General features: G+C 35.7%; 22 protein-coding genes. 21 read left to right on the top strand and 1 reads right to left on the bottom strand.

Going from position 1 to position 25,282, the window contains the following annotated elements; genetic code table 11:
• Nucleotides 1–41: 41 nt before the first annotated feature.
• The 13 genes from eutA to eutJ all read left to right on the top strand — a co-directional run bounded on the left by eutA (nt 42) and on the right by eutJ (nt 10,906).
• On the top strand, nt 42–1,475 hold the full coding sequence (eutA, locus tag CBF31_RS01920; RefSeq protein WP_126830424.1) for an ethanolamine ammonia-lyase reactivating factor EutA: 1,434 nt from the start codon (nt 42–44) through the stop codon (nt 1,473–1,475).
• A 27-nt stretch (nt 1,476–1,502) separates the two neighbouring features.
• Nucleotides 1,503–2,867: an ethanolamine ammonia-lyase subunit EutB gene (locus CBF31_RS01915; RefSeq protein ID WP_126830422.1), complete on the top strand. Its 1,365-nt coding sequence runs from the start codon at nt 1,503–1,505 to the stop codon at nt 2,865–2,867.
• Nucleotides 2,868–2,888: 21 nt separating this feature from the next.
• Nucleotides 2,889–3,806: an ethanolamine ammonia-lyase subunit EutC gene (gene eutC / locus CBF31_RS01910; RefSeq protein WP_126830420.1), complete on the top strand. Its 918-nt coding sequence runs from the start codon at nt 2,889–2,891 to the stop codon at nt 3,804–3,806.
• Between the two features lie 17 nt (nt 3,807–3,823).
• Entirely contained in the window at nt 3,824–4,480 is a 657-nt protein-coding gene (eutL, locus tag CBF31_RS01905; RefSeq protein WP_126830418.1) for an ethanolamine utilization microcompartment protein EutL, read from the top strand.
• A gap of 19 nt (nt 4,481–4,499) precedes the next feature.
• Complete coding sequence (locus tag CBF31_RS01900) at nt 4,500–5,006, top strand: BMC domain-containing protein (RefSeq protein WP_245977899.1); 507 nt, start codon at nt 4,500–4,502, stop codon at nt 5,004–5,006.
• Nucleotides 5,007–5,026: 20 nt separating this feature from the next.
• Nucleotides 5,027–6,508 (top strand): acetaldehyde dehydrogenase (acetylating), encoded by a 1,482-nt coding sequence (locus tag CBF31_RS01895; RefSeq protein ID WP_126831158.1) that lies wholly within the window; start codon nt 5,027–5,029, stop codon nt 6,506–6,508.
• A gap of 61 nt (nt 6,509–6,569) precedes the next feature.
• The gene (eutM, locus tag CBF31_RS01890; protein ID WP_211330806.1) at nt 6,570–6,851 is read left to right on the top strand and encodes an ethanolamine utilization microcompartment protein EutM; all 282 of its coding nucleotides are present in this window, start codon (nt 6,570–6,572) and stop codon (nt 6,849–6,851) included.
• A gap of 100 nt (nt 6,852–6,951) precedes the next feature.
• A complete protein-coding gene (eutD, locus tag CBF31_RS01885) occupies nt 6,952–7,590 on the top strand; it encodes an ethanolamine utilization phosphate acetyltransferase EutD (protein WP_126830414.1) in 639 nt (212 codons plus the stop codon).
• A 3-nt stretch (nt 7,591–7,593) separates the two neighbouring features.
• On the top strand, nt 7,594–8,187 hold the full coding sequence (locus CBF31_RS01880) for a hypothetical protein (RefSeq protein WP_126830412.1): 594 nt from the start codon (nt 7,594–7,596) through the stop codon (nt 8,185–8,187).
• Nucleotides 8,188–8,189: 2 nt separating this feature from the next.
• Nucleotides 8,190–8,459 (top strand): EutN/CcmL family microcompartment protein, encoded by a 270-nt coding sequence (locus CBF31_RS01875; RefSeq protein WP_126830410.1) that lies wholly within the window; start codon nt 8,190–8,192, stop codon nt 8,457–8,459.
• A gap of 36 nt (nt 8,460–8,495) precedes the next feature.
• Nucleotides 8,496–9,593, top strand: a complete 1,098-nt coding sequence (gene eutH, locus CBF31_RS01870; RefSeq protein WP_126830408.1) for an ethanolamine utilization protein EutH — start codon at nt 8,496–8,498, stop codon at nt 9,591–9,593.
• 2 nt (nt 9,594–9,595) lie between these two features.
• A complete protein-coding gene (locus CBF31_RS01865) occupies nt 9,596–10,048 on the top strand; it encodes a cupin domain-containing protein (protein ID WP_126830405.1) in 453 nt (150 codons plus the stop codon).
• A gap of 18 nt (nt 10,049–10,066) precedes the next feature.
• On the top strand, nt 10,067–10,906 hold the full coding sequence (eutJ, locus tag CBF31_RS01860; protein WP_126830403.1) for an ethanolamine utilization protein EutJ: 840 nt from the start codon (nt 10,067–10,069) through the stop codon (nt 10,904–10,906).
• Nucleotides 10,907–11,005: 99 nt separating this feature from the next.
• Here eutJ and CBF31_RS01855 read toward each other — a convergent pair whose 3' ends face one another.
• Complete coding sequence (locus CBF31_RS01855) at nt 11,006–11,890, bottom strand: Rossmann-fold NAD(P)-binding domain-containing protein (RefSeq protein WP_126830401.1); 885 nt, start codon at nt 11,888–11,890, stop codon at nt 11,006–11,008.
• 229 nt (nt 11,891–12,119) lie between these two features.
• Here CBF31_RS01855 and parE point away from each other — a divergent pair, with 229 nt between their 5' ends.
• The 8 genes from parE to CBF31_RS01815 all read left to right on the top strand — a co-directional run bounded on the left by parE (nt 12,120) and on the right by CBF31_RS01815 (nt 25,281).
• Nucleotides 12,120–14,222 carry a DNA topoisomerase IV subunit B gene (gene parE / locus CBF31_RS01850; protein WP_126830399.1) on the top strand — a complete coding sequence of 701 codons (2,103 nt, stop codon included), beginning with the start codon at nt 12,120–12,122 and terminating at the stop codon, nt 14,220–14,222.
• 16 nt (nt 14,223–14,238) lie between these two features.
• Complete coding sequence (parC, locus tag CBF31_RS01845) at nt 14,239–16,695, top strand: DNA topoisomerase IV subunit A (RefSeq protein ID WP_126830397.1); 2,457 nt, start codon at nt 14,239–14,241, stop codon at nt 16,693–16,695.
• A 324-nt stretch (nt 16,696–17,019) separates the two neighbouring features.
• Nucleotides 17,020–19,266: a formate C-acetyltransferase gene (gene pflB, locus CBF31_RS01840; RefSeq protein ID WP_126830394.1), complete on the top strand. Its 2,247-nt coding sequence runs from the start codon at nt 17,020–17,022 to the stop codon at nt 19,264–19,266.
• An 88-nt stretch (nt 19,267–19,354) separates the two neighbouring features.
• Nucleotides 19,355–20,125 (top strand): pyruvate formate-lyase-activating protein, encoded by a 771-nt coding sequence (pflA, locus tag CBF31_RS01835; protein WP_126830392.1) that lies wholly within the window; start codon nt 19,355–19,357, stop codon nt 20,123–20,125.
• A gap of 240 nt (nt 20,126–20,365) precedes the next feature.
• Nucleotides 20,366–22,006, top strand: a complete 1,641-nt coding sequence (locus tag CBF31_RS01830) for a hypothetical protein (RefSeq protein WP_126830390.1) — start codon at nt 20,366–20,368, stop codon at nt 22,004–22,006.
• 426 nt (nt 22,007–22,432) lie between these two features.
• A complete protein-coding gene (locus CBF31_RS01825; RefSeq protein WP_126830388.1) occupies nt 22,433–23,386 on the top strand; it encodes a LysR family transcriptional regulator in 954 nt (317 codons plus the stop codon).
• 24 nt (nt 23,387–23,410) lie between these two features.
• Nucleotides 23,411–24,337 carry a manganese-dependent inorganic pyrophosphatase gene (locus tag CBF31_RS01820; protein WP_126830386.1) on the top strand — a complete coding sequence of 309 codons (927 nt, stop codon included), beginning with the start codon at nt 23,411–23,413 and terminating at the stop codon, nt 24,335–24,337.
• A gap of 65 nt (nt 24,338–24,402) precedes the next feature.
• A complete protein-coding gene (locus CBF31_RS01815) occupies nt 24,403–25,281 on the top strand; it encodes a DUF1803 domain-containing protein (protein ID WP_126830385.1) in 879 nt (292 codons plus the stop codon).
• Nucleotide 25,282 lies beyond the last annotated feature (1 nt).

Below are 25,282 nucleotides of genomic sequence, written 5' to 3'. Positions count from 1 at the left end.
GAGCGACTTTTTTAATTTTTAAAAAGAAGGGTGGGAATGATTTGTCTGAAGAAAAAGTATTAAGTGTTGGGATAGATTTAGGTACATCAACAACACAAATGATTATTTCAGAATTATCGATACAGAACATGGCGTCAGCTTTTACGATACCTCGTATCACGATAACAGATAAAAAAGTTATTTTTCGAAGCGATATAATGTTTACTCCCATTTTTTCAAACAACTTAATTGATGTTGAAAAAATTAAAGATTTTGTCTCAAGACAGTACGTATCAGCTGGTATAGGAAAAGATGATATTCAAATTGGCGCCGTTATTATTACAGGTGAAACAGCCCGTAAGGAAAATTCAAGCAAAGTCTTAGAGGCACTTAGTGGTTATGCAGGTGATTTTGTTGTAGCTACAGCTGGTCCGGATTTAGAAAGTATAATTGCAGGACGTGGTGCGGGTGCACAAGGCCATTCCAAGGAGCACCATAATACTGTGGTTAACTTGGATATTGGTGGTGGTACTACAAACCTTGCTGTATTTTACGATGGTGAAGTGACAGATACAGGATGTCTTGATATTGGTGGGAGACTGATAAAAGTCGATAAGACCACCCATAAAATTACGTATTTGGCACCTAAAATTAAAGAAATCATCACTAAAGAACAGTTAAGATTACATGAAGGTCAAGAGGTGACACCTCAAGATCTTCAGCCAATCATATCAATAATGGTGACCTTACTTGAAAATAGTGTTGGTATTGGTCCAATCAGTCCTTATTATGATTTGATTATTACCAATAAAGGGTTAGCTCATGCTCGAGATATTGAAGCTTTATCATTCTCAGGTGGTGTTGCAGATTGTATTGAACAAGATAACCGCTTAGATCCATTTATGTATGGCGATATTGGTTTGCTTTTAGGTAAAGCTTTAAAAGAATCACTTATTATGTCTAAGATGAATGTCATAAAATCAATCGAAACGATTCGTGCAACGGTTGTTGGAGCAGGCGCACATACCGCTGAAATTAGTGGGAGTACTATTACATATATTGAGGAAGTTCTTCCAATAAAAAATAGTCCTATCCTTAAACTGAGCCATCAAGATGAGTTAGGTGATGAACATGCCATTTCAGAAGCAATTGCTAAAAAAATGGAATGGTATCAATTAGAAAATGAGTTTCAAGCTATAGCATTAGGTATTGAAGGGGAGAGTAATCCTACATTCAATAGAGTTCAAGAATATGCTAAAGGTATTGTTAAAGGCTTGACTAGTATGATTCAAAGAAATGAAACTTTAGTTATAATTGTCCAACAAGATATGGCGAAATCACTAGGTCAATGTTTATTTGGTCTTTTGCCAAAAGGGTATCCTTTTGTCTGTATTGATAGTGTTCGTGTCGAAAATGGAGATTATATAGATATTGGGAAACCGGTAGCAGCAGGTAGTGTTTTACCTGTAGTAGTAAAAACGTTAATTTTCAATTAGAAGAAAAGTGAAGGAGGAATTTTAAAAATGATATTAAAAACAAGATTGTTTGGCAAAACTTATGAATTTAAATCAGTAAAAGAAGTTTTAGCCAAATCAAATGAAGTGAAATCTGGCGATACCTTAGCGGGTGTAGCTGCTACTTCAGCAGAAGAACGTGTTGCAGCTAAAGTCGTTTTAGCTCAATTACAATTACAAGATTTATTTAACAACCCAGTTGTACCTTATGAGGAAGATGAAGTAACTCGTATCATCATTGATGATGTAAACAAACGTGCTTACAACAACATCAAACATTGGACGGTTGAAGAATTACGTGAATTCATCCTTGATTTCAAAACAACTGACTATGATATTAAACAAGTTGCTCGTGGTTTAACATCTGAAATGGTAGCTGCTGTTACTAAATTAATGTCAAACATGGATTTAGTCTATGCTGCACAAAAAATTATTGTTATGAAAACAGCTAATACAACGATTGGTGAACCTGGTCGTATCTCAGCTCGTTTACAACCTAACCACACTACTGATGATATTGATGGTATCATGGCATCACTTATGGAAGGTCTATCATACGGTATCGGTGATGCGGTTATCGGTTTAAATCCTGTTGATGACTCAACTGAAAGTGTTATGCGTATTTTAAACAAATTTGAAGAATTTAAAAATGAGTGGGAAATTCCAACACAAACATGTGTGCTAGCTCATGTTAAAACACAAATTGAAGCGATGAAAAAAGGAACACCAACTGGTTTAGTCTTCCAATCAATCGCTGGTTCTCAAAAAGGTAATACAGCATTCGGTTTTGATTCTAACGATATTGCTGAAGCTAAAAAATTAGCTATGGAAACAGGTGCTGTTGCTGGACCTAACGTTATGTATTTTGAAACTGGTCAAGGTTCTGAATTATCATCAGACGCTCACTACGGTGCTGACCAAGTAACAATGGAAGCTCGTTGTTATGGTTTTGCTAAACGTTTTGATCCGTATATTGTTAATACAGTAGTTGGATTTATTGGGCCTGAATACTTATACGATTCAAAACAAGTTATCCGTGCTGGTTTAGAAGATCACTTCATGGGTAAACTTTCTGGCTTATCAATGGGTTGTGATGTATGTTATACAAACCACATGAAAGCTGACCAAAATGATGCTGAAAACTTAGCTTCATTATTAGCTTTAGCTAATGTTAACTTCATCATGGGTATCCCTCATGCTGATGATATCATGTTAAACTACCAAACAACTGGTTACCATGAAACAGCTACAATTAGACATATGTTAAACAAACGTCCAACTCGTGAATTCGAAGGCTGGATGGAAAAAATGGGACTTATGGAAGATGGTCGCTTGACTGAACGTGCTGGCGATGGATCTATCTTCTTAAAATAGAAAAGGAGGGTTCACTAAGAAATGGTCGATGAAAAAGGATTAAAAGCAATGATAGAAACAATCTTGTCAGAAATGTCTGGTCAAGATTCGAATAAAAATGAGGATGTTGTAGGAAGTATTGTTTCAAATATAACATCTCAACAAGATGCATCATACAACGGACAAGTAGAAGATGGATTTATTCCAGATATTACGGAAGTTGATATTAAAACTCAATTCTTAATCCCAGATGCTGCGGATGAAGAAGGATACTTACGTATGAAACAATATACTCCAGCTCGCCTAGGTTTATGGCGTTCAGGTCCTCGTTACAAGACTCAATCTATGCTGCGTTTTAGAGCTGACCACGCGGCTGCTCAAGATGCAGTATTCTCAGATGTACCTGAGGAATTAGTTTCTGAAATGGGATTTGTTCCAGTTCAAACTAAGTGTAACGACAAAGATGAATATGTAACTCGTCCAGATTTAGGACGTCAGTTTGATGATGAAAATCGTCAAATCATCAAATCTCATTCAAAACAAGGTGCTAAAGTACAAGTTGTTGTTGGAGATGGATTAAGTTCTGCAGCGATTGGTGCTAACATTAAAGAAATTCTTCCATCAATTAAACAAGGTTTAAAAATGTTTAACCTTGATTTCGATGACGTTATCTTTGTTAAGTATTCTCGTGTAGGGGCAATGGATGAAATCGGTGAATTATCAGGAGCAGATGTTGTTTGTATGTTAATTGGAGAGCGTCCAGGTTTAGTTACTGCTGAATCTATGAGTGCTTATATCGCTTACAAACCAACTATCGGCATGCCAGAAGCTCGTCGTACTGTTATTTCTAACATTCAAAAAGGTGGTACTCCAGCAGTTGAAGCGGGTGCTTACATCGCTGAAGTTATTAAAAATATGCTTGATAAGAAAAAATCAGGTATTGATTTAAAAGAAGGTTAATAAAGGAGGAAAATTAAATGATTAATGATTCATTAGGTGCTAACGTTTTAAGTGCAAAAATTATTGCAAACGTAGACGCTGGTATGGCTAAAGCGTTAAACTTAGATCCTCAAAAACACCGTAGTTTAGGTATGATTACCTCTGATTGTGATGATGTAACATACGTTGCGTTAGATGAAGCAACAAAATCAGCAGCAGTTGAAGTGGTATATGCTAAAAGTATGTATGCAGGTGCTGGAAATGCTAGTACTAAATTTGCAGGTGAAGTTATCGGAATTATTGCCGGTCCATCTCCAGCAGAAGTTAAAAGTGGTTTAGATACAGTTGTTCAAGAAATTGAAAATAGCCCTGGTTTTATCAGTGCTAACGAAGACGATAGTGTTCCTTACTTTGCACACTTAATCTCTCGTACTGGTACTCACTTATCAAAAGAAGCAGGAATTAAAGAAGGCGAAGCTTTAGCTTACCTAATTGCTCCTCCTTTAGAAGCTATGTATGCTTTAGATGCTGCTATTAAAGCGGCTGATGTTGAAGTTGCAGCTTTTTATGGCCCACCTTCAGAAACAAACTTTGGTGGTGCATTATTAACAGGTAGTCAATCTGCATGTAAAGCGGCATGTGACGCATTTGCTCAAGCAGTAGCATTAGTTGCGGCAAACCCAACAATGTATTAATCCAAAGGAGGCAATAACCTTGTCTATTCAAGCTTTAGGCCTTATTGAAGTTAATGGTTTTCTTGGAGCAGTTGCAGCAGCAGATGCAGCACTTAAAACAGCTGATGTTAAGTTGATAAGTGCTGAAAAGATTTCTGGTGGTATTACAACAATTCAATTATCAGGCAATGTATCAGCTGTTCAAGTAGCAGTTGAAACAGGGACTCGCGTTGCAAATGACCTTACATGTCTAAGATCTAGTCACGTGATTCCACGCCTAGCAGATGAAGCTGCTGAAATGGTTCTTTCTTCTTTAAATAAAGAGGAACCAAAAGTAGAAGCTAAACCTGTTAAGACTGAAGAACAAGTTGAGTTACTCCCTGTTGAAGAAGCTAAACCTGAAACACCAAATAATTCAACAAGTGCAAAAAAAGAAACGGTTCAAGAAAGCACTAAACCTGCTTCAATGAAAAAAGAGACCGTTAAAAAACAATCAACAAAAAAAGCATCAAAAACTTCTTCTACAAAAAATAAGAAGAAAAAATAAACAAGGAGGCGTAATTTTTGGTGAATTTACAAGATAAAGATCTATTATCAGTTCAAGAAGTAAGAAACCTATTAAGAGAAGCTACTGCAGCTCAAAAAGAATTATCAACTTTTTCACAAGAAAAAATTGATACAATTTGTAAAGCTATTGCAGATGCTGCTTATAATGAGCGTGTGAAATTAGCAAAAATGGCTCGTGAAGAAACTGGCTTTGGTATTTGGGAAGATAAAGTAGTTAAAAATTCTTTCGCATCTAAAGTAGTTTGGGAAAATATTAAAGATATTAAATCAGTTGGTATTATCAACGAAGATAAAGTTCGTCGTGTTACTGATGTAGCTGTACCAGTTGGTGTTGTTGCAGGATTAATTCCATCAACAAATCCAACATCTACAGTGATTTATAAAGCTTTAATTTCAATTAAAGCCGGAAACAGTATCGTTTTCTCACCACATCCGAATGCTTTAAAAGCAATCTTAGAAACAATCGAAATCATTCGTAACGCTGCTGTTGCAGCTGGCTGTCCTGCTGGAGCTATTAGCTGTATGACAGTTCCAACTATTCAAGGTACATCTGAATTAATGAAGAATGATTTAACAAACTTAATTTTAGCAACTGGTGGATCAGCAATGGTTAAAGCTGCTTATTCATCTGGTACGCCAGCAATCGGTGTAGGACCAGGTAATGGCCCTGCGTTTATCGAAAAATCTGCAAACATCCCTATGGCTGTTAAACGCATTATGGATTCAAAAACATTTGATAATGGTACAATTTGTGCCTCTGAACAATCAGTTGTTGTTGAAGAAGTGAGCAAAGCTGCGGTTGTTGCTGAATTTAAAAAGAATGGTGCTTACTTCTTATCAATTGAAGAAGCTGCTAAATTAGAAAAATTCATTATGCGTGCTAACGGAACAATGAACCCACAAATCGTAGGTAAATCTGTTCAAGATATCGCAACATTAACTGGTCTTTCTGTACCAGTAGGAACTCGTGTCTTAATTGCTGAAGAAACTCGTGTTGGCGATAAAGTACCGTATTCTCGCGAAAAATTAGCACCAATCTTGGCGTTCTATACGACTAAGAATTGGGAAGAAGCATGTGAATTAAGCATTGATATTTTAAATCATGAAGGTGCAGGTCATACTTTATGCTTGCATACTGAAGATGAAAATGTTGTCCGTGAATTTGGTTTAAGAAAACCAGTTTCTCGTTTACTAGTTAATGCTCCTGGAGCACTAGGTGGTATTGGTGCTGCTACTAATATGATGCCAGCCTTAACATTAGGTTGTGGTGCTGTTGGTGGAAGCTCAACATCAGATAACATTGGACCAGAAAACTTATTCAATATTCGTCGTGTGGCTTATGGTGTACGCGAATTAGAAGAACTTCGTGGAGAAGATGCTTACTTAGTTGAAGGTAAAACAACAGTTTCAACTAGTACATCAGCTAAACCAGAAGAAGCTTTAATTAACACAATAGTTGATGCTATTTTAGCAAAACTATAATAATTGGTTATAATCTATTTATAATATAAAAAAAACATATACTATTAGGAGGAATTTTATTATGAACGCAAATGCATTAGGAATGATCGAAACTAAAGGGTTAGTAGGAGCAATTGAAGCAGCAGACGCTATGGTTAAAGCAGCAAACGTAACACTTATCGGTAAAGAACAAGTAGGTGGCGGATTAGTAACTGTTATGGTACGTGGTGATGTTGGTGCAGTTAAAGCTGCTACTGATGCTGGTGCTGCAGCTGCAGAACGTGTTGGAGAATTATTATCAGTACACGTTATCCCTCGTCCACATTCAGAAGTTGACGAAATCTTACCAAAAGTACAAGGTTAATTTCTAAATACATCAGCTTATTAAAAAGTTGACATGAAAGGGTATATTTAACTTTTAAATATACCCTTTTCTATAATGAAAATGTGGTAGGAGGTATATTATGACTGATTTAGATATCAATGTATTAGTACGTGAAGTTGTTTCTCGTATTAAAACTGAAAACAAATCTTTTGAAGTAGAAGCTAGTGGTCGTCATGTCCATTTAGACCGTAAAACAATCGATTTATTATTTGGTGAAGGTTACCAATTAACAAAAGCTAAAGATTTATCACAACCTGGACAATATGCTTGTCAAGAAAGAATTTCTCTTGTTGGACCTAAAGGCGTTCTTAGAAACGTAATTATCTTAGGCCCAGAAAGAAATGAATCTCAAGTAGAAGTATCATTAACAGATGCCCTTATTCTTGGTGTGAAAGCACCAGTTAAAGAAAGTGGCGATATCGAAGGTACACCTGGTATTGTTTTAATGAACGGCTTAAAAGTTGCATCTCTTGAAAAAGGGTTAATTGCAGCAAAACGTCATGTCCATATGACACCAGAGGATGCTGAACGTAATAACGTTGTCCAAGGTGAAATTGTACAAGTTAAAGTTGAAGGCGAACGTCCATTAATCTTTGATGATGTTGTTATCCGTGTGAGTCCAAAATTCGCAACATACATGCACATTGATTACGATGAAGCAAATGCTTGTGGATTCAAAAAAGGAACACAAGGTTATATCATTAAAAAGCAGGCGTAGTTTATGATGGATATAGAGGCATTAGTAACCTATATAACTGATAAAATTATGCTGAAACTTGCTAACGAAAGTGAGTCTAATCACTCAAAAAATCTTTACATTTTAGGAGAAACAACTAATCAAATAGAGGAATTTGTTTCGAAGAATGAGTATGTCATTTCGACTGACCAGCAGACAGCAGATGCTATTTTAGTAGCTGACTTATCTGTGAGTTTACTTAGTCAAGTTGCCTTATTCTCTCCACAATCGGATGAAGCATCGTGTTTACTTTCTTTTTTCAAAGAAAAGAAACCTGTGTTTATAGTTAAAGATAGTTTATCTTATGCAAATGAAGTTGAAAAACTTCCTTATTTGATGAGTAAAGTAATTAAAGACTATGAATCAACGTTAGAATCATTTGGTGGGGAATTTGTAGAGTGCTACAAGCAAGAAAACAATGAAAAACGACAAGTTTTGACATATGATAAACTTGGTAAGTTAGGTTTGGAAATAGGATCAGAATTTGAAGTAAGTGAAGGAACAATTGTAACGTCACTTGCAAAAGATTATTTGAGAGAAAAACAAATCACACTTATATATAGAAGAAAAGAGGAATAACTATGTTAATCGGGACAGTCTCAGGTAGTCTATGGGCTACTAGAAAAAATGAAAAGTTAAATGGTTTGAAGTTTTTATTAGTTGATATTGAAGCGGATGAAAAAACATCAACACCCCAAACCTTAGTTGCGGCAGATAATGCTGGAGCTGGTTTTGGTGACATGGTTTTAGTCACGATGGGTGGTTCAGCCCGTGTCGCTTTAGATGATCCTGAAACTCCCGTTGACGCGGTTATTGTCGGCATTATTGACTCGGTAGAGCGTCAAAATTAAAATCGCTCTGCCTAATAAGAGGAGGGTTTTATTTAAATGGGTATCAATGAAATTATTATGTACATTATTGCTTTTTTCATGATTCTGGGAGGAATTGATAAGTGTCTAGATAACAAATTTGGTCTAGGTGAACAATTCGAAGAAGGAATTATGGCAATGGGTTCTCTGGCTTTATCAATGGTCGGAATTATCACATTAGCCCCTGTATTGGCTAATGTTTTAGAACCAGTTGTTGTTCCAGTATACAAGTTCTTGGGTGCTGACCCAGCGATGTTTGCAACAACATTACTTGCAAATGATATGGGTGGTTTCCCATTAGCTGTACAAATGGCTGAAACTAAAGAAGCTGGACTTTTCGCAGGTACAATTTTAGGTGCTATGATGGGACCTACTATCGTATTTACAATTCCAGTAGCCTTAGGTATTATTCAAAAAACAGACCATAAATATTTAGCGACAGGTGTTTTATCAGGAATGATTACAATTCCAGTTGGCGCTTTTGTTGGTGGTTTAGTTGCAGGTTTCCCTGTTATAATGATTCTTAAAAACTTAGTACCAATCGTTATCGTTGCTGCATTAGTTATGGCTGGACTTTGGTTCAAACCAGAGGCAATGATTAAAGGATTTACTGTTTTCGGTAAATTTGTTGTTATGGTAGCTATTGTCGGTTTAGTAATCGGTGCGTTAGACCCATTAGTAGGGATTAAAGTACCAGGTATTACACCAGTAGCTGAAGGTATTAGTACTGTTGGTGGTATTGCTTTAACATTAGCAGGAGCATTCTGTTTAGTGTTCGTAATCACAAAAGTATTCAAAAAACCTTTAATGGGATTAGGTAAAGTATTAGGTATGAATGAAGTTGCGGCTGCAGGTATGGTAGCAACGATGGCTAATAGTATTCCAATGTTCCAAATGATGAAAGATATGGATGCTCGTGGGAAAATCATCAACGTTGCGTTTGCTGTATCAGCATCATTTGTATTAGGAGATCATTTAGGATTTACAGCGGGTGTCGCTCGTGAAATGATTTTCCCAATGATCGTAGGTAAATTAGTTGGTGGTATCACTGCTGTCTTCGTTGCAATGTTCATGGCTAATCGTATGATTAAAAATGAAGAGAAAGTAGGGGCTTAATAATGGCAGATCAAAGTAGAGAGTTAATTGAAAAAGTAGTTCGCGAAGTACTTTTAGAGAAATTTTCAGGTCTTTCAAGTCTAACTAAAACAGTTGACCCTAGTGGTGTTTTATCAGTAAAATTACCAATGCTAGAAGTTAACGAAGATGATCGTTTAGACACAGGTAATCCTGCACATAAAGTTTACTGTAAAGACTTAGTAACACTTGAGGAAAGCCCTCGTTTAGGTTGTGGCCTTATGGTCATGAAAGATACAACATTTGATTGGACTTTAGAATATGATGAAATCGATTATATTATTGATGGAACATTAACAATCATTATTGATGGTCGTCGTATTTCAGCAGGTCCAGGGGAAGTTATTTTAATCCCTAAAAATACATCTATTCAATTCTCAGTTGAAGGGGATGCACGTTTTGTGTATGTAACTTACCCTGCTGACTGGAATTCGTAGAAATTAGGTGGTGAACTAATGGTTGATTTACAAAAAGCAAATAGTCTTCTTAAAGAGTTTAATAGCATTGTTAATACAAAAAAATGTCGTAAATTCAATAAAAGTGAGCCTTTAAAAGTCGGAATTGACTTAGGAACATCTTCTATCGTTTTAGCGATATTAGATCAAAATGATGCTCCTGTCTATGGGAGTTTCGAGTTTGCTGAAGTCATTCGTGATGGATTGGTTGTAAACTATGTTGAAGCGGTTCAAATTGTGTCACGCTTGGTTAGGGACGCTGAAGAGGTTCTTGGTTTAGAAATCACAGAAGCTGCTACAGCAATTCCGCCAGGGACAATTGGTAATGATAAAAAAGTAGTATCAAATGTTTTAGAATCTGCAGGTTTAGAGGTAACATGTGTTATCGATGAACCAGAAGCAGCAGCGTGTTTACTTAATATGACTCACGGAGCTGTTATTGATGTAGGTGGGGGAACAACAGGTATTAGTGTTATCGAAGAGGGTGAAGTCGTTTTGAGCTTAGATGAGCCCACAGGTGGTGCTCATATGTCGTTAGTTCTAGCTGGCTATTATGGTATTACCGTACCAGAGGCAGAAGTATTGAAGCGAGATAAGTCTAAAGAAAAAACAAATTTCATTATTATTAAGCCAGTTGTTGATAAAATGGCAGCTATTACACAAGGTATGTTGGCACAACACCCCATTGAACCGTTATATGTGGTTGGGGGAGCAAGTTATTTTGAGGATTTTGTACCGACATTTTCAAAATATTTAAAGATGCCTGTTGAACGTCCAGATTACCCGCAATTTGTGACACCATTAGGAATTGCCAAAGCAAGTATCCGTACTACTAATTAGATACTACCTGAAATTATATTTCAGCTTGTATAAATAAAACTACTTACTTAAGAGGTCATGCTAAGTAAGTAGTTTTTTTAGTATAGTCAATTATAGCTATTATTTAAGTTTGTTATAAAGACGTGTCATCAAAGCAGGTAACCAGTCATCAAGCTCGCTTACGGGGTAACCATACTGCATAAGCAAAGCTACAGACATGGGATTGGGATATTTAGCAAAAGGAGAGAGTTCTTCCCAGTTAGTATCTTCATAAGAGATAGACAGTTCTTCTTGTTCTGTAGCGACTCCTAGATGTGTAATAAACTCATCTGTTGTGTAGATTTGGTTAGATGCTAAGTTTAATGGCCCGAAAATAGGAGTACTAACGATAAACTGAAGCATATTAGGTATTTCGGATGCTCTTACAAAGGAGAAGCGTCCATTGTCATTTTGAAACTTAATGGTTTCATTCTTTTTGATGGCTCTTAGGTAGAAATGCAAACGTTCAGTATAATCATCATCATCTAGAACCACTGGGAATCTTAAGAAGGTAACCGGGTTAGAGTAGTTGTGAGTGAAATAATGTTCAGCTTGACGTTTCCCCTCTCCGTAATCAACAGGAGTTGTGCTATCAAAGGTGTGTGTGGCTGCATCAAAGTCAGTTTCAACAAATCCACTATCAGGTGTTATTCCTTTATAAACCGCAAGACTAGAGGTAAGGAGGTAGTGTGAGACATCTTTTAAATAGGTACATGCAATTTCAGCATCCTCTTTTGTAAAACAAATATTATCAAAGACAACATCCCAATGGGTATTAGCCAATTCTTTCCAAGCAGGATGAGCGGCATTGGAACGGTCTATTTCAACACGATTGACTGTATCCCCAAATGAATCAGGTGTCAGTCCTCGGGTGGCGATAGTGACGTGGTAGCCTAAGCGTAGAAACGAGGCCACAACTTTTTCACCGAAAAAGCGAGTGCCACCAAATACTAGTATTTTTTTCATAAAACCCCTTCTTTCTTTTTAATCGTTAGTTCATTATACCGTATATAGAGAAGGAAACATAAAGAAAATAGGAGTAAAATATTTCTAAGTTTGTATTAAATTCACCGAAGTAGCAAGGTTTCTCTTTTAAATTCATCCTTTTTAGAGTATGATAAAGAATGGTGTAGCCTAGACTACGTTAGTTGTGCACGACTTGTTGCATAAAAGCTTGAAGCAAGGGAGTTATATAATGAGTAAAAAAGTGACGAATGATTATAATGATGCTTCCATACAAGTCCTAGAAGGACTAGAAGCAGTTAGAAAACGTCCCGGTATGTATATCGGTTCGACAGATGGTCGTGGTCTTCATCATTTAGTGTATGAAATTGTAGATAATGCAGTGGATGAAGCACTATCAGGTCATGGTAATGAAATTGAAGTAACGATTCACAAAGATAATAGTATTAGCGTACAGGATTTTGGTCGTGGTATGCCAGTTGGGATGCATGCATCAGGTGTTCCGACCGTACAAGTTATATTCACAGTTCTACATGCCGGAGGTAAGTTTGGTCAAGGTGGCTATAAAACATCTGGTGGACTTCACGGAGTAGGGGCCAGTGTAGTGAATGCTTTGTCTTCATGGTTAACCGTTAAGATTGTCAGAGATGGCATGGAATATAAACAAGAGTTTGAAAAAGGTGGGAAACCGGCAGGCACACTTGAAAAGATTGGCAAAACAAGTAAGAAGAATGGAACTTATATTCACTTCTTACCAGATGACTCTATCTTCTCTGTTACTAAATTTTCTTATGATACCTTAGCAGAACGTTTAAGAGAGTCAGCTTTCTTATTAAAAGGCGTTAAAATCACAATTACTGATGAACGTCCAGAAGAAAAAGTGGTTGAAGTTTTCCATTATGAAGAAGGTATTAAAGAGTTCATCTCTTACTTAAATGAAGAGAAAGATGACTTAACACCTGTCATTTATTTCGCGGGTGAAAAAGAAGGCATCGAAACAGAATGTGCCTTCCAATATAATGATGGCTATTCTGAAAATATCTTGTCGTTCGTTAATAACGTTAGGACAAAAGATGGCGGTACTCACGAAGTTGGGATGAAAACGGCTATTACTAAAACCTTTAACGAATATGCTCGTAAAGTTGGTCTTTTGAAAGAAAAAGATAAGAACCTAGAAGGTAGTGACTTTAGAGAAGGCTTAACAGCTGTTATCTCTGTTCGTATACCAGAAAACTTACTACAGTTTGAAGGCCAAACGAAAGGTAAATTAGGAACACCTCTTGCTCGATCTGTTGTTGAATCAACAATAAGCGAACAAATGGTCTTCTACTTACAAGAAAACAGTGAAATGAGTCAAATGCTGGTTCGTAAAGCGATTAAGGCACGTGAAGCTAGAGATGCTGCTCGTAAAGCACGTGAAGAGAGCCGTACTGGTAAGAAAAAACGTAAGGGCGAGTCATTATTATCAGGGAAATTAACACCTGCACAGTCTCGTAATCCTAAACGTAATGAATTATACCTAGTGGAGGGAGATTCTGCCGGTGGTTCTGCTAAACAAGGTCGTGACAGAAAATTCCAAGCGATTTTACCACTTCGAGGAAAAGTTATTAATACTGAAAAAGCTAAGATACAAGATATCTTAAAAAATGAAGAAATTAACACTATGATTTATACAATTGGTGCGGGCATTGACCCAGATTTTTCTTTAGAAGATTGTAACTATGATAAAGTCATTATCATGACCGATGCCGATACTGATGGGGCTCATATTCAAACGTTACTTCTAACGTTCTTCTATCGTTTCATGAAGCCATTAGTAGAAGCTGGCAAAGTTTATATTGCCTTACCACCACTTTATAAGATTTCAAAAGGTGTAGGTAAAAAAGCTAAAGTTGAATACGCTTGGACCGATGAAGAGCTTGCTACAAGTACCGCTAAGATGGGTAAAGGCTATATGATTCAACGTTACAAAGGGTTGGGTGAAATGAATGCTGACCAGCTATGGGAGACAACAATGGACCCAGAGACTAGAACTCTTATTCGTGTCACATTAGATGAAGACGAAGGTGAAGCAGGAAGCAATGAACGTATTGTTTCAACATTAATGGGTGACAAAGTAGAACGTCGTCGAACATGGATTGAAAATAACGTTGCCTTTACGTTAGAGGAAGAGGGCAGTATATTAGAACATGTTGATGAAGAAGAAACACAAAATATTAATAAACCAGTAGATGCTGATAAAGCACCTGTTTCTGAACGTGTTATTATTGAGAACTATAGAGATACAGATAATAAGGATGCCGAAGAAATTAGATTGTTTGATTTAGAGGATTAAGGAGGCCAAATCTATAATGACTAATCCACGTGATGATATTCAAGATATAGCATTAAAAGAAGTAATGGGCGATCGATTTGGTCGTTATTCAAAATACATTATTCAAGAGCGTGCGCTACCAGATATTCGTGACGGATTAAAACCCGTACAGCGCCGTATCTTGTTCTCGATGGACCAAGACGGAAATACTTTTGATAAAGGGTTCCGTAAATCGGCTAAGTCAGTCGGTAATATCATGGGTAACTATCATCCTCATGGGGATAGTAGTATCTATGAAGCGATGGTTCGTATGAGTCAGGACTGGAAGTTACGTGATGTTCTGATTGAAATGCATGGTAACAATGGTAGTATGGATGGAGACCCACCTGCTGCAATGCGTTATACAGAAGCACGCTTGTCAAAACTAAGTAGCCAACTATTAGAAGATATTGATAAAGAAACAGTTGATTTTGTCTGGAACTTTGATGATACAGCGAAAGAACCCACTGTATTACCTGCAAAATATCCTAACTTATTAGTTAATGGCTCAACAGGGATTTCGGCAGGTTATGCGACAGAAATTCCGTCACATAACTTAGGTGAGATCATTGATGGTACGATTCATTTGATTGACCATCCTGAAGCGACATTAGATCAACTAATGAAGTATATCCCAGGACCTGATTTTCCAACTGGTGCCATTTTACAAGGGAAGAAAGAACTTAAACAAGCTTACGAGACAGGAAAAGGTCGTGTTGTTTTACGCTCAGTAACGAAGATTGAACCCCTTAAAGGCGGCAAACAACAAATTGTTATTAACGAAATTCCATACGAAGTTAATAAAGCGAGTCTTGTTAAGAAGATGGATGAAATTCGTTTGAATAAAAAAGTAGATGGTATCGCTGAAGTCAGAGATGAAAGTGACCGTACGGGTTTACAAATTGTTGTAGAGCTTAAGAAGGATACAAATGCTGAAGGTATCTTAAATTATTTATTCAAAAATACGGATTTACAAGTGAACTATAACTTCAATATGGTCGCAATTGATAACCAACGTCCACATCAAGTTGGTCTGAAACGTATTTTAGAAGCGTATATTGCTCATCGTCGTGATGTTATCCGTCGTCGTAGTGAGTTTGATTTATCTAAAGCTCAAAAACGTCAACACATTGTATCAGGGTTAATTAAAGCTTTATCTATTTTAGATGAAGTGATTGCTACGATTCGTGGGAGTAAAGATAAACGCGATGCAAAGGCTAATTTAGTAAAAGAGTATCAATTTACTGAAGAACAAGCAGAAGCGATTGTGTCACTGCAATTATACCGTTTAACCAATACTGATATTACAGCTCTAGAGGCGGAAGCAGAAGAACTGTCACTCTTAATTTCATTGTTACAAGCTATTCTTAGTGATGAAACAACGTTATTAAGTGTTCTGAAAAAAGAACTTAAAGAAGTGAAGAAAAACTTTGCGACTCCTCGTCTTACAGTCATTCAAAGTGAGATTGAAGAGATAGTTGTCAATACAGAAGTCTTAATTGCTCAAGAAGAGGTCATGGCAACTGTAACGAAAGAAGGGTATGTGAAACGTAGTAGCATGCGTTCGTTCGGGGCATCTAGTCCTGAAGAAATTGGCATGAAGGAAACCGATGAGCTAATTTTCGCTAAACAGTTAAGCACGCTGGATCATTTATTAATGGTGACGAATAAAGGGAATATGATTTATCGTCCAGTTCATGAATTACCTGATTTGAGATGGAAAGATGTTGGTGAACATTTATCAACTCAATTAAGTGGTTTGGCTGTAGATGAGCATATTTTAGCAGTCTTTGATTATCAAAAACTGTCTGAAAGTAAAAACTTTATCTTCATTAGCCGAGGCGGCTTAATTAAACAAAGTAAAATGACTGATTTCGCACCGTGGCGCACTTATAAAGGCCGTCCGACATTGTGTATGAATTTAAAAGCAGATGATGAAGAAATTGTTAACTGTTATTTAGTAGAAGAAGCTATAGAGTATGATGTATTACTTGCGACACATTTAGGATTTGGTTTACGTTACCCGATTAATGAAGTACCAGTAGTGGGAGCAAGAGCTGCTGGGGTTAAATCAATTAATCTTAAAGAAGCTGACTATGTTGTAAATGGCGTGCTCATTGAACCAGATGTTAAAACAGCTATTACATTAATCACGCAACGTGGGGCAGTGAAGAGAATGGTAACCCAAGAGATGCCAGTCTTATCACGAGCTAAGCGCGGCTTGATGATGATTAGAGAATTGAAGAGTCATCCACATCGTCTTGTCTTTATGGGCTTAAGCCATAGCGCACAATTCGAAGTGACTACACAAAATAATACTCGTTACTTAGTAGGAGAGATGGACTTCCCATTAAGTGACCGTACATCTAATGGCTCATTCTTAGGGGATGAGAAAAAAGATGGCGAAGTATTTGAAGTGAAGACAGAGTTATCTGTTATTTTAAAACAAGATTAGTAAAAAGTAGCCTGTAAAAGGGCTGCTTTTTTTATATAGAAAATTTTATCTGTTATAGAATATTCAGACAAAAACACAACTGTTATAACACAGTTAGTGACATGTTTCACTCTATATTCCATATGAGTTAGCTTGTGTTTGTACATTTTTTTTCAAACTAAAAACCTTGATATTAAAAGGATAGAAGCGTTATCAACATAATAAAATGCTTCACATAATTTTTTTTCGAACATTTCTATTGTGATTTTTTTATCTTGTGTTATACTATGTTTATAAACCTGTTACATATGATTTATATCATATAATTTTAAGGAGGCCTATTTAATGGAAGCATGGAATGGTTTTAAAGGTAAACAATGGAAAGAAGAAGTAAACGTTCGTGACTTTATTCAAGCGAACTACACTGAGTACACTGGAGATGATAGTTTCTTAGAGCCTATCGCACCAAGTACTGACAAATTATGGACTAAATTACAAGAATTATTCGACGTTCAACATGAAAAAAATGGTGTATACAACATGGATACTAATATCCCTGCAACTATCACATCACACGAACCAGGATACTTAATTAAAGAAGAAGAAACAATTGTTGGTTTACAAACTGATGAGCCACTTAAACAAGCATTTATGCCTTTCGGTGGAATTAACATGGCTAATAACGCTTTAACATCAAATGGTTTCGAAGCAGATGCTGAAATGACTCACATCTTCACTGACTACCGTAAAACACATAACCAAGGTGTATTCGATGCTTACACGCCTGAAATGCGTTCAGCTCGTAAAAACAAAATCATCACTGGTTTACCAGATGCTTACGGACGTGGACGTATCATCGGTGACTACCGTCGTTTAGCATTATATGGTATTGATTACTTAATGGCTCAAAAAGCTAAAGATCATGCTAATACGGGTAACAAAGTAATGACTGATGACGTTGTTCGTTTAAGAGAAGAAATCTCTGAACAATATCGTGCATTAGGAAAAATTAAAGAAATGGCAGCAGGCTATGGTTTCGATATCTCTAAACCAGCTGTAAACTCTAAAGAAGCTATCCAATGGTTATACTTTGGTTACTTAGCTGCAATCAAATCACAAAATGGTGCTGCAATGTCTATCGGACGTATCTCAGCATTCTTAGATATCTACATCCAACGTGATTTAGAAAACGGTGTTATCACTGAATTCGAAGCTCAAGAAATGATCGACCACTTAATCATGAAATTACGTATGGTTAAATTCGCTCGTACTCCTGAGTACAACCAATTATTCTCTGGTTACCCAATCTGGGCTACTTTATCAATCGCTGGTATGGGATTAGATGGACGCTCATTAGTTACTAAGAACGATTTCCGTATCTTACATACATTAACTAACATGGGACCATCACCAGAACCAAACTTAACAGTATTATATTCTTCAAAAGAGCCAGAAGGTTTCAGAACATATGCTGCTAAAATTGCTAAAGAATCTTCATCAATCCAATTTGAAAATGATGATTTATTACGCGCTAACTGGGGATCAGATGACTGTGCTATTGCTTGTTGTGTATCTTCAACAGTTATGGGTAAAGACATGCAATTCTTCGGAGCTCGTGCTAACTTAGCTAAAGCTGTTCTTTATGCAATCAACGGTGGGGTTGACGAAATGACAAAAGCTCAAGTAGCTCCTAAATTCCGTCCAATGACTGGCGATAAATTAGACTACAACGAGTTCATCGAACGTTACAAAGATATCATGGATTGGTTAGCTGAATTATATGTTAACACTTTAAATGTTATCCACTATATGCATGATAAATATGCTTATGAAGCTCCACAATTAGCATTCATGGATTCAGATTTAAAACGTACTTTCGCAACAGGTATCGCTGGTATCTCTCATGCTGCTGATAGCTTAATGGCTATTAAACATGGTGATGTTGAAGTTATCCGTGACGAAAATGGTTTAGCAATTGATTACAAACCAACTAAAGAGTTCCCAACATATGGTAACGATCAAGAAGAAGCAGATGCTACTGCTAACTGGATCTTAGATTACTTCATGACTCAAATCAAACGTCAACATACTTACCGTAACTCTACACCTACAACATCATTATTAACAATCACTTCAAACGTTGTTTATGGTAAAGCTACTGGTAACACACCTGATGGCCGTCGTGCTGGTAAACCTTTAGCACCAGGAGCTAACCCATCTTACCAAGATGGTAAATTCCTAGGAGAGAAAAATGGTCTTTTAGCATCATTAAACTCAACTGCTCGTTTACAATACACTAATGCTTTAGATGGTATTTCAAATACTCAAACAATCAACCCTAACGGTTTAGGTAAAGACGACGAAACTCGTATTAACAACTTACGTAACGTTATGGACGGATACTTTGATAAAGGTGGCTACCACTTAAACGTGAACGTATTTACTAATGAATTATTATTAGATGCGCAAGCTCACCCAGAAAAATATCCTAACTTAACAATTCGTGTATCTGGATATGCAGTTAAATTCCGTGATTTAACTCCAGAACAACAAGCAGACGTTATCTCAAGAACTTCACATGACCACATGTAATTTCTAGTTACATCTGTTATAATAAACACATAATTTTAAAGGGGTGACTAACTAGTCATCCCTTTTATAATAAGGATGGGGATTTAAAATGACTAAACCTGTAGTAGGGCGTATACATTCAACAGAAAACTTCGGAACCGTTGACGGACCTGGTGTTCGTTTTATCATCTTTACGCAAGGCTGTCGTATGCGTTGTGAGTTCTGTCATAATCCAGATACTTGGGAAATCGGAACTGGTAAAGAGGTAACAACTGATCAAATGATCGAGGAAGCACTTAAATATCGCAGTTATTGGGGTGAAAAAGGTGGTATTACGGTAAGTGGAGGAGAGCCACTACTGCAATTAGACTTTTTAACAGACCTATTTAAGAAAGCTAAAGCTTTAGGAATTCATACTACTATAGATACATGTGGTAAACCATTTACTCGTGAAGAACCTTTTATTAGTGAATTTGAAGAACTTTTAGAATATACTGATTTAATTTTATTTGATATTAAACATATTGATGCGGAGGGACATAAACGTTTGACGCATCAACCTAATGATAATATCCTTGAAATGGCTCAGTACCTATCAGAAAAAGGGCAACCAGTTTGGATTCGTCACGTATTAGTTCCAGAGCGTACAGACTATGATGAATTCTTAATTCGCTTAGATGAATTTGTTAAGACGCTTAAAAATGTCGACAAATTCGAAGTACTTCCGTACCATACAATGGGTAAATTCAAATGGGAAGAGTTAGGTATTCCATATCCACTAGAAGGAATTAACCCTCCTGAAAAAGACCGTGTAGAAAATGCTAAGAAATTATTACATGTTGATGATTATAAGGGATTTGAAACACAAACATATAAATAAAAATAACAGTAGCTAAAGATAGCTACTGTTATTTTTTTGTATTTTATTTTAACCTCTTTAGTTTTAAACAGTCAGTAGTCATATATATCAATAAAATTCAGAAAGAGAACATATTGTTTATATTTGTGGAATAGAGAAAATATTTTTTTAAAAAAATTATTTTTTCAAAAAATTTTATAAAAAAATACAATAATAAAACATGCTATATTAATTACAGATAAACGAAGGAGGCAACACAATATGTCAAAAAAAACTATTATGTCAAAAACAGCTAAATATTTAATGTTAGCATCAATCTTAGGTACTACTGCTCTTTCAGTAGCAAATACAACTGTAGCAAGTGCTGCAACAGCTAACATCGAAATGGTAAATAAATTCAAAATGATGGAAAGCGAAGCACAAGATTCAGCTATTACTTATGTAGCAGAAGATGGTTCATTACAAGTTTTAGAAATCCCTAAAGATACAAAAATTGAAGTTCGTGGTCATAACGATCGTTTAGACGTTAAAATCGGTAAAACAAAAACTAAAATTAATAACCCTAAAGAAATCATCTTCAAAGGTATTACAGTTAAAAACTTAGTTCCTTTCTACACTGATAGCGTAGAAAAAGTTATGTTAGATGGTGTTAATTTTGAAAAAGGTACTGACTTCTCAGTATTAGAAAACCTAGATACATTACTAGTTAAAGACTCTACTTTCGGAGCTACTGATTACTCATTAGCTATTCACTCAGCGCCAAAATTAACAACTTTTGAAGTTGAAGGTTCAACATTCAATGCTGATGTTCGTATCTATGATAACCATGCTTTAGAGTCTTCATTAATCTCTAACTCTACTATTAAAGATGACGTTCGTGGCGACAACAATGCTAAAGGTTATTTCACAGACTTTCAAGGTAACTCAATTGTTCGCGGTAAATATCAAAGACAATTAACTTCAGGTGGAATGAGCGACAAAGCTGTTTTCTACATTAACAATAAAAATGATGGTCAAATTGGTTCAGTTAAATATGACGCTAACAAAATCGGTGAAATTAAAATTGAACAAAAAGATGGCTCTAAAGAAGTTATCGAAGTACCAGCTGGTGATGTTATGACATCTCTTAAAGATGGTAAAAAAGAATTCACTTATACTTTAGCTTCAGAAGGTAAAAAAGGACCTAAACATACTGTTGATATTTCTAATGCATTACAAGTTGTTTTCAAAAATATCAAAGTAGACGCTACAATTTCATTCGTTTCACCTAAATTTGAAATTGAAATCTTAGGTTTTGAAAACTGTGAAACTGAATTAATCGATATTGCATACAGCAAAACATTAAAAACTATTAAAGTTATCGGTACAGCTGTATCAAACAAATCAGGTTACTTAAGTGTATACAACAACAAAGCGTTAGAATACATGGGTATCCAAGATACTAACGTTAATGGTGGATCAGGCTATATTTCAGTTTACAACAACAAAAAAATGACTGAATTCACAATCAACAACACTTATAACCACGGTTATTTATCAGCTTACCATAATGGTGTAACTGATCTTAAGATTGCTAACTCTAAATTCGATGATTACATCTCAACAGATGCTAAAATTGAAGGTGAAGGTAAACGAGTATCATTCAATGAAGACCCAGTATTAACTATCGGAACTTTTAAAGTTGATCCTTATACAGAACTATCTAAAGAAGAATTAATTGATAGACTTGCTATAAAAGCAATTGATCTTGAAGATGGAGATATTACTGATAAAATTGAGATTATTAAAGGATTTGAAGATATCGATTTCTTCACTGAAGGTGATTATCCAATTACAATTTCAATTACTGACTCAGAAGAGGCGACTGTTATACAAGATTTAGTAGTTACAGTTGGTTGGTAATATAAAATAGCTAACTCATTCTATAGGTCGAGATAACTATACAAACATTATCGTTGTTTATGAAGACTAATAGGCTGAATAAAAAAACTATGAAAGAAAGGTTATCCTTTTTTCATAGTTTTTTTTTATTAAATATAACCACTCTTTATTATCGGTAGGATTCTTGACTCTTATAGAAATAATCATTTTTTTAATGATTAAGACGTGGGTTTTTCCGGGAATTTTTAGAAAAGACTTAAGTATATTATTATGCTTTTTAAAATTGAACATATGTAATAGTTTTTATAACTAGAATAAAGTTATGTATGTTGTTGGAAAATGAAATTAGCTCTAGCAATATAGTAAAAATCCAACCATATGTACTGTCTAATAAAAATTATGGTATAATAGTATTATATTAGTTTTTTATAGAAGGGAAGGTTGTTTATGAAAGAACATCCAAATAAAATGATTTCATCACGGGCATTTGCTTATTTTTTACAGTTGGCAGATACTTTAAACTATACTAAAACAGCTCATTTACTTGGCATTTCGCAACCAGCATTAACCCAGCAAATAAAAAAACTTGAAGTTAAATTAGGATCTCCGTTATTTCAGACCGTGGGTAAACAGTTATGCTTAACCGAAGCGGGGGTTATAATGAAAGAAGCTATTGAATCAATTTATGATACATTGATTGAGGCTTCAGAAAAAATTCATGATGAAAATTTAAGCACACGTGGTAAAATAACTATAGGAATATCAGCTTCAGTTGAGGATTGTGTTTTTACAGATTTTATAACAGATTATTTCAAGCAATTCCCGGATGTTGCCGTAACTTTATTTATGGTAGGTCGTAAGGAAGTTTGGGAGTATCTAGAAAAAAATAAAATTGATATTGCAATTCTTTATCTTCCTGATGGCGTTCTTAATAAATGGAAAGGCTATGAGTCAGTTCGTATTATTAAGGATGAATTGTTGTTTTTACATCATGATGAAAATCTTGAGGGTAAGAAAACAATCACCTATCAAGAAGCGCAAGCTTTTCCGTGGGTCACTTATCCGAAAAGCTATTTTGTATCTCAAGTTATTCAAACAGCTTTTGAAAGTCAAGAAGTTGGTCGCCCTGAAAGTGTCGCTAATTTTACAAAACCTAATCAGATGTTCCGCTTTAGTAATGAAACAGGAACAAATACTGCATTACCTCGTTCATTTTTCCAAGCGCATGAAAAAGAAGGCGAGTTACGTGCGATTCCATTTGAACCACCTATAGCAATGGAGTTAGCTTTTGTTTATCGTAAGGAAAAGCTTAATGTTCCGCGAATTAGTCACTTTTTAAATGTATTTAATAAGTATATTACAGACGAGGATTATATTTCTCGTTTGAAAAATAAAAAATAATTATTGGTTAAGGGAGTTTTTCATATGTCAAAAGTATTAGTCTTTGGTCACCAAAATCCAGATACAGATGCCATTACATCTGCTATTTCATTCGCACATTTACAAAGAGAGTTAGGCGTAGATGCTGAAGCAGTGGCACTAGGCACTGTAAACGAAGAAACAGAGTACGCTTTAAATCATTTTAAAGTAGAGGCTCCTCGTGTTATTGAAACAGCAAGTAACGAAACAGATAAAGTGATGCTAGTTGATCACAATGAAGCACAACAAAGTGTTTCTGATATTAAAGAGGTTGAAGTTTTAGCAGTTGTTGATCATCATCGTATTGCTAATTTTGAAACAGCTAATCCATTATTCTACCGTGCAGAGCCCGTAGGATGTACAAACACAATTATCTTAAAAATGTATAAAGAGCGCAGTATCGCTATTCCTAAAGAAATCGCTGGCTTAATGTTATCAGCTATTATTTCTGACTCATTATTATTCAAATCACCAACATGTACAGATGAAGATGTTGCAGCTGCAAAAGAATTAGCAGCTATTGCTGAAGTAGATATGGAATCTTATGGATTAGAAATGTTAAAAGCAGGAACAAACCTAAGTACTAAATCAGAAGAAGAACTATTATCTATGGATGCTAAGAGCTTCCCAATGGGGACTAAGAGCGTTCGTATCGGACAAGTGAATACTGTAGATGTTTCTGAAGTATTAGCGCGTCAAGAAGCACTTGAAGTAGCAATGTCAGCCGAAAATAAAAAAGAAGGCTATGATTTATTTATCTTAGTTATCACAAATATCTTAGATAGCGACTCAGTTATCTTAGTAAATGGTGAAGGACAAGATAAAGTTGAAGCAGCATTCAATGTAACTTTAACAAATAACACAGCTGAATTACCTGGTGTTGTATCACGAAAAAAACAAGTTGTGCCACAATTAACAGAAGCGTTTAAATAAAATGGAAAAAGAACTAGCATCCATTAGGATGCTAGTTCTTTTGATAAAGAGGTCTAATTAACACAATGATAACTTATAAATTAATGCAGTTAGGTGGGAAATGTCCCAAGCTAACGACAGAGCAAATTAATTACTTAACAAAATTATTTAATTGGTATACAGATACCAATCAGACAGAGTTGCCTCTAAAACCGATTAAGCACTATTTTAAAGAGTGGAAAAACATCGATGATGACATGGACTTTTTCGTTAAGGCTGGATTTTTAGAACGTTACGATAGACGTTATCGTTTCTTAATTAAAGAACTACCCGTTAGCGATGTTAATACTGTCTCAAAAGCTAAAGCAACTCTAGAGCATAAGCTTAAAGAGTTTAAGGAATCGGTAGTAGTAGCTGCTATAAATCGATATTACAATGGCCTTAACCTATCTTTTTTTTCAAAGCAATCGGACTTTAGTTATACGATTCCATCGGGTAATCAAGGGACTAAGTACCTTTTTCAAGATATACTATCTTCAGAAAATTTAGGCTTGGCTGGTCATTTTAGTCAGAAACAAAAATCCGCTATTTCAGAACAAATCACTGACCTAACAGGAGATGTTAATCAAAGTTTCTTTATCGATATGTCGGGTGCTGTCATAACAACAAAAGCTTTGGAATTGAATCGAAAAATAAAGGAACCTAATCTATTCTTAACAGTATTAAGACAGTTAGAGTATTTCAACTGTGAGAATGATAGTCTAGCGCATAGCGTTCTTTATGTTGAGTATACTAGGGCTGAATTTGATTCTAAAGTGAACGAAGTTTTTGAAGTAATCGAAAGTTATTTTGGAGAGATTGAATTAGAGAGAAATTCACTGTCTAATGACCTAAGTCATTTCATGGTATTAGAGCAGTATTTAACTGACCTAAATCACTCAAAACAAGTGATTCGGTTTATTTAAT

The sequence above is a fragment of the Vagococcus fessus genome (assembly GCF_003987565.1).
Taxonomy (GTDB): Bacteria; Bacillota; Bacilli; order Lactobacillales; family Vagococcaceae; genus Vagococcus_D; species Vagococcus_D fessus.
This window is presented reverse-complemented; position numbering and strand designations above follow the sequence as displayed.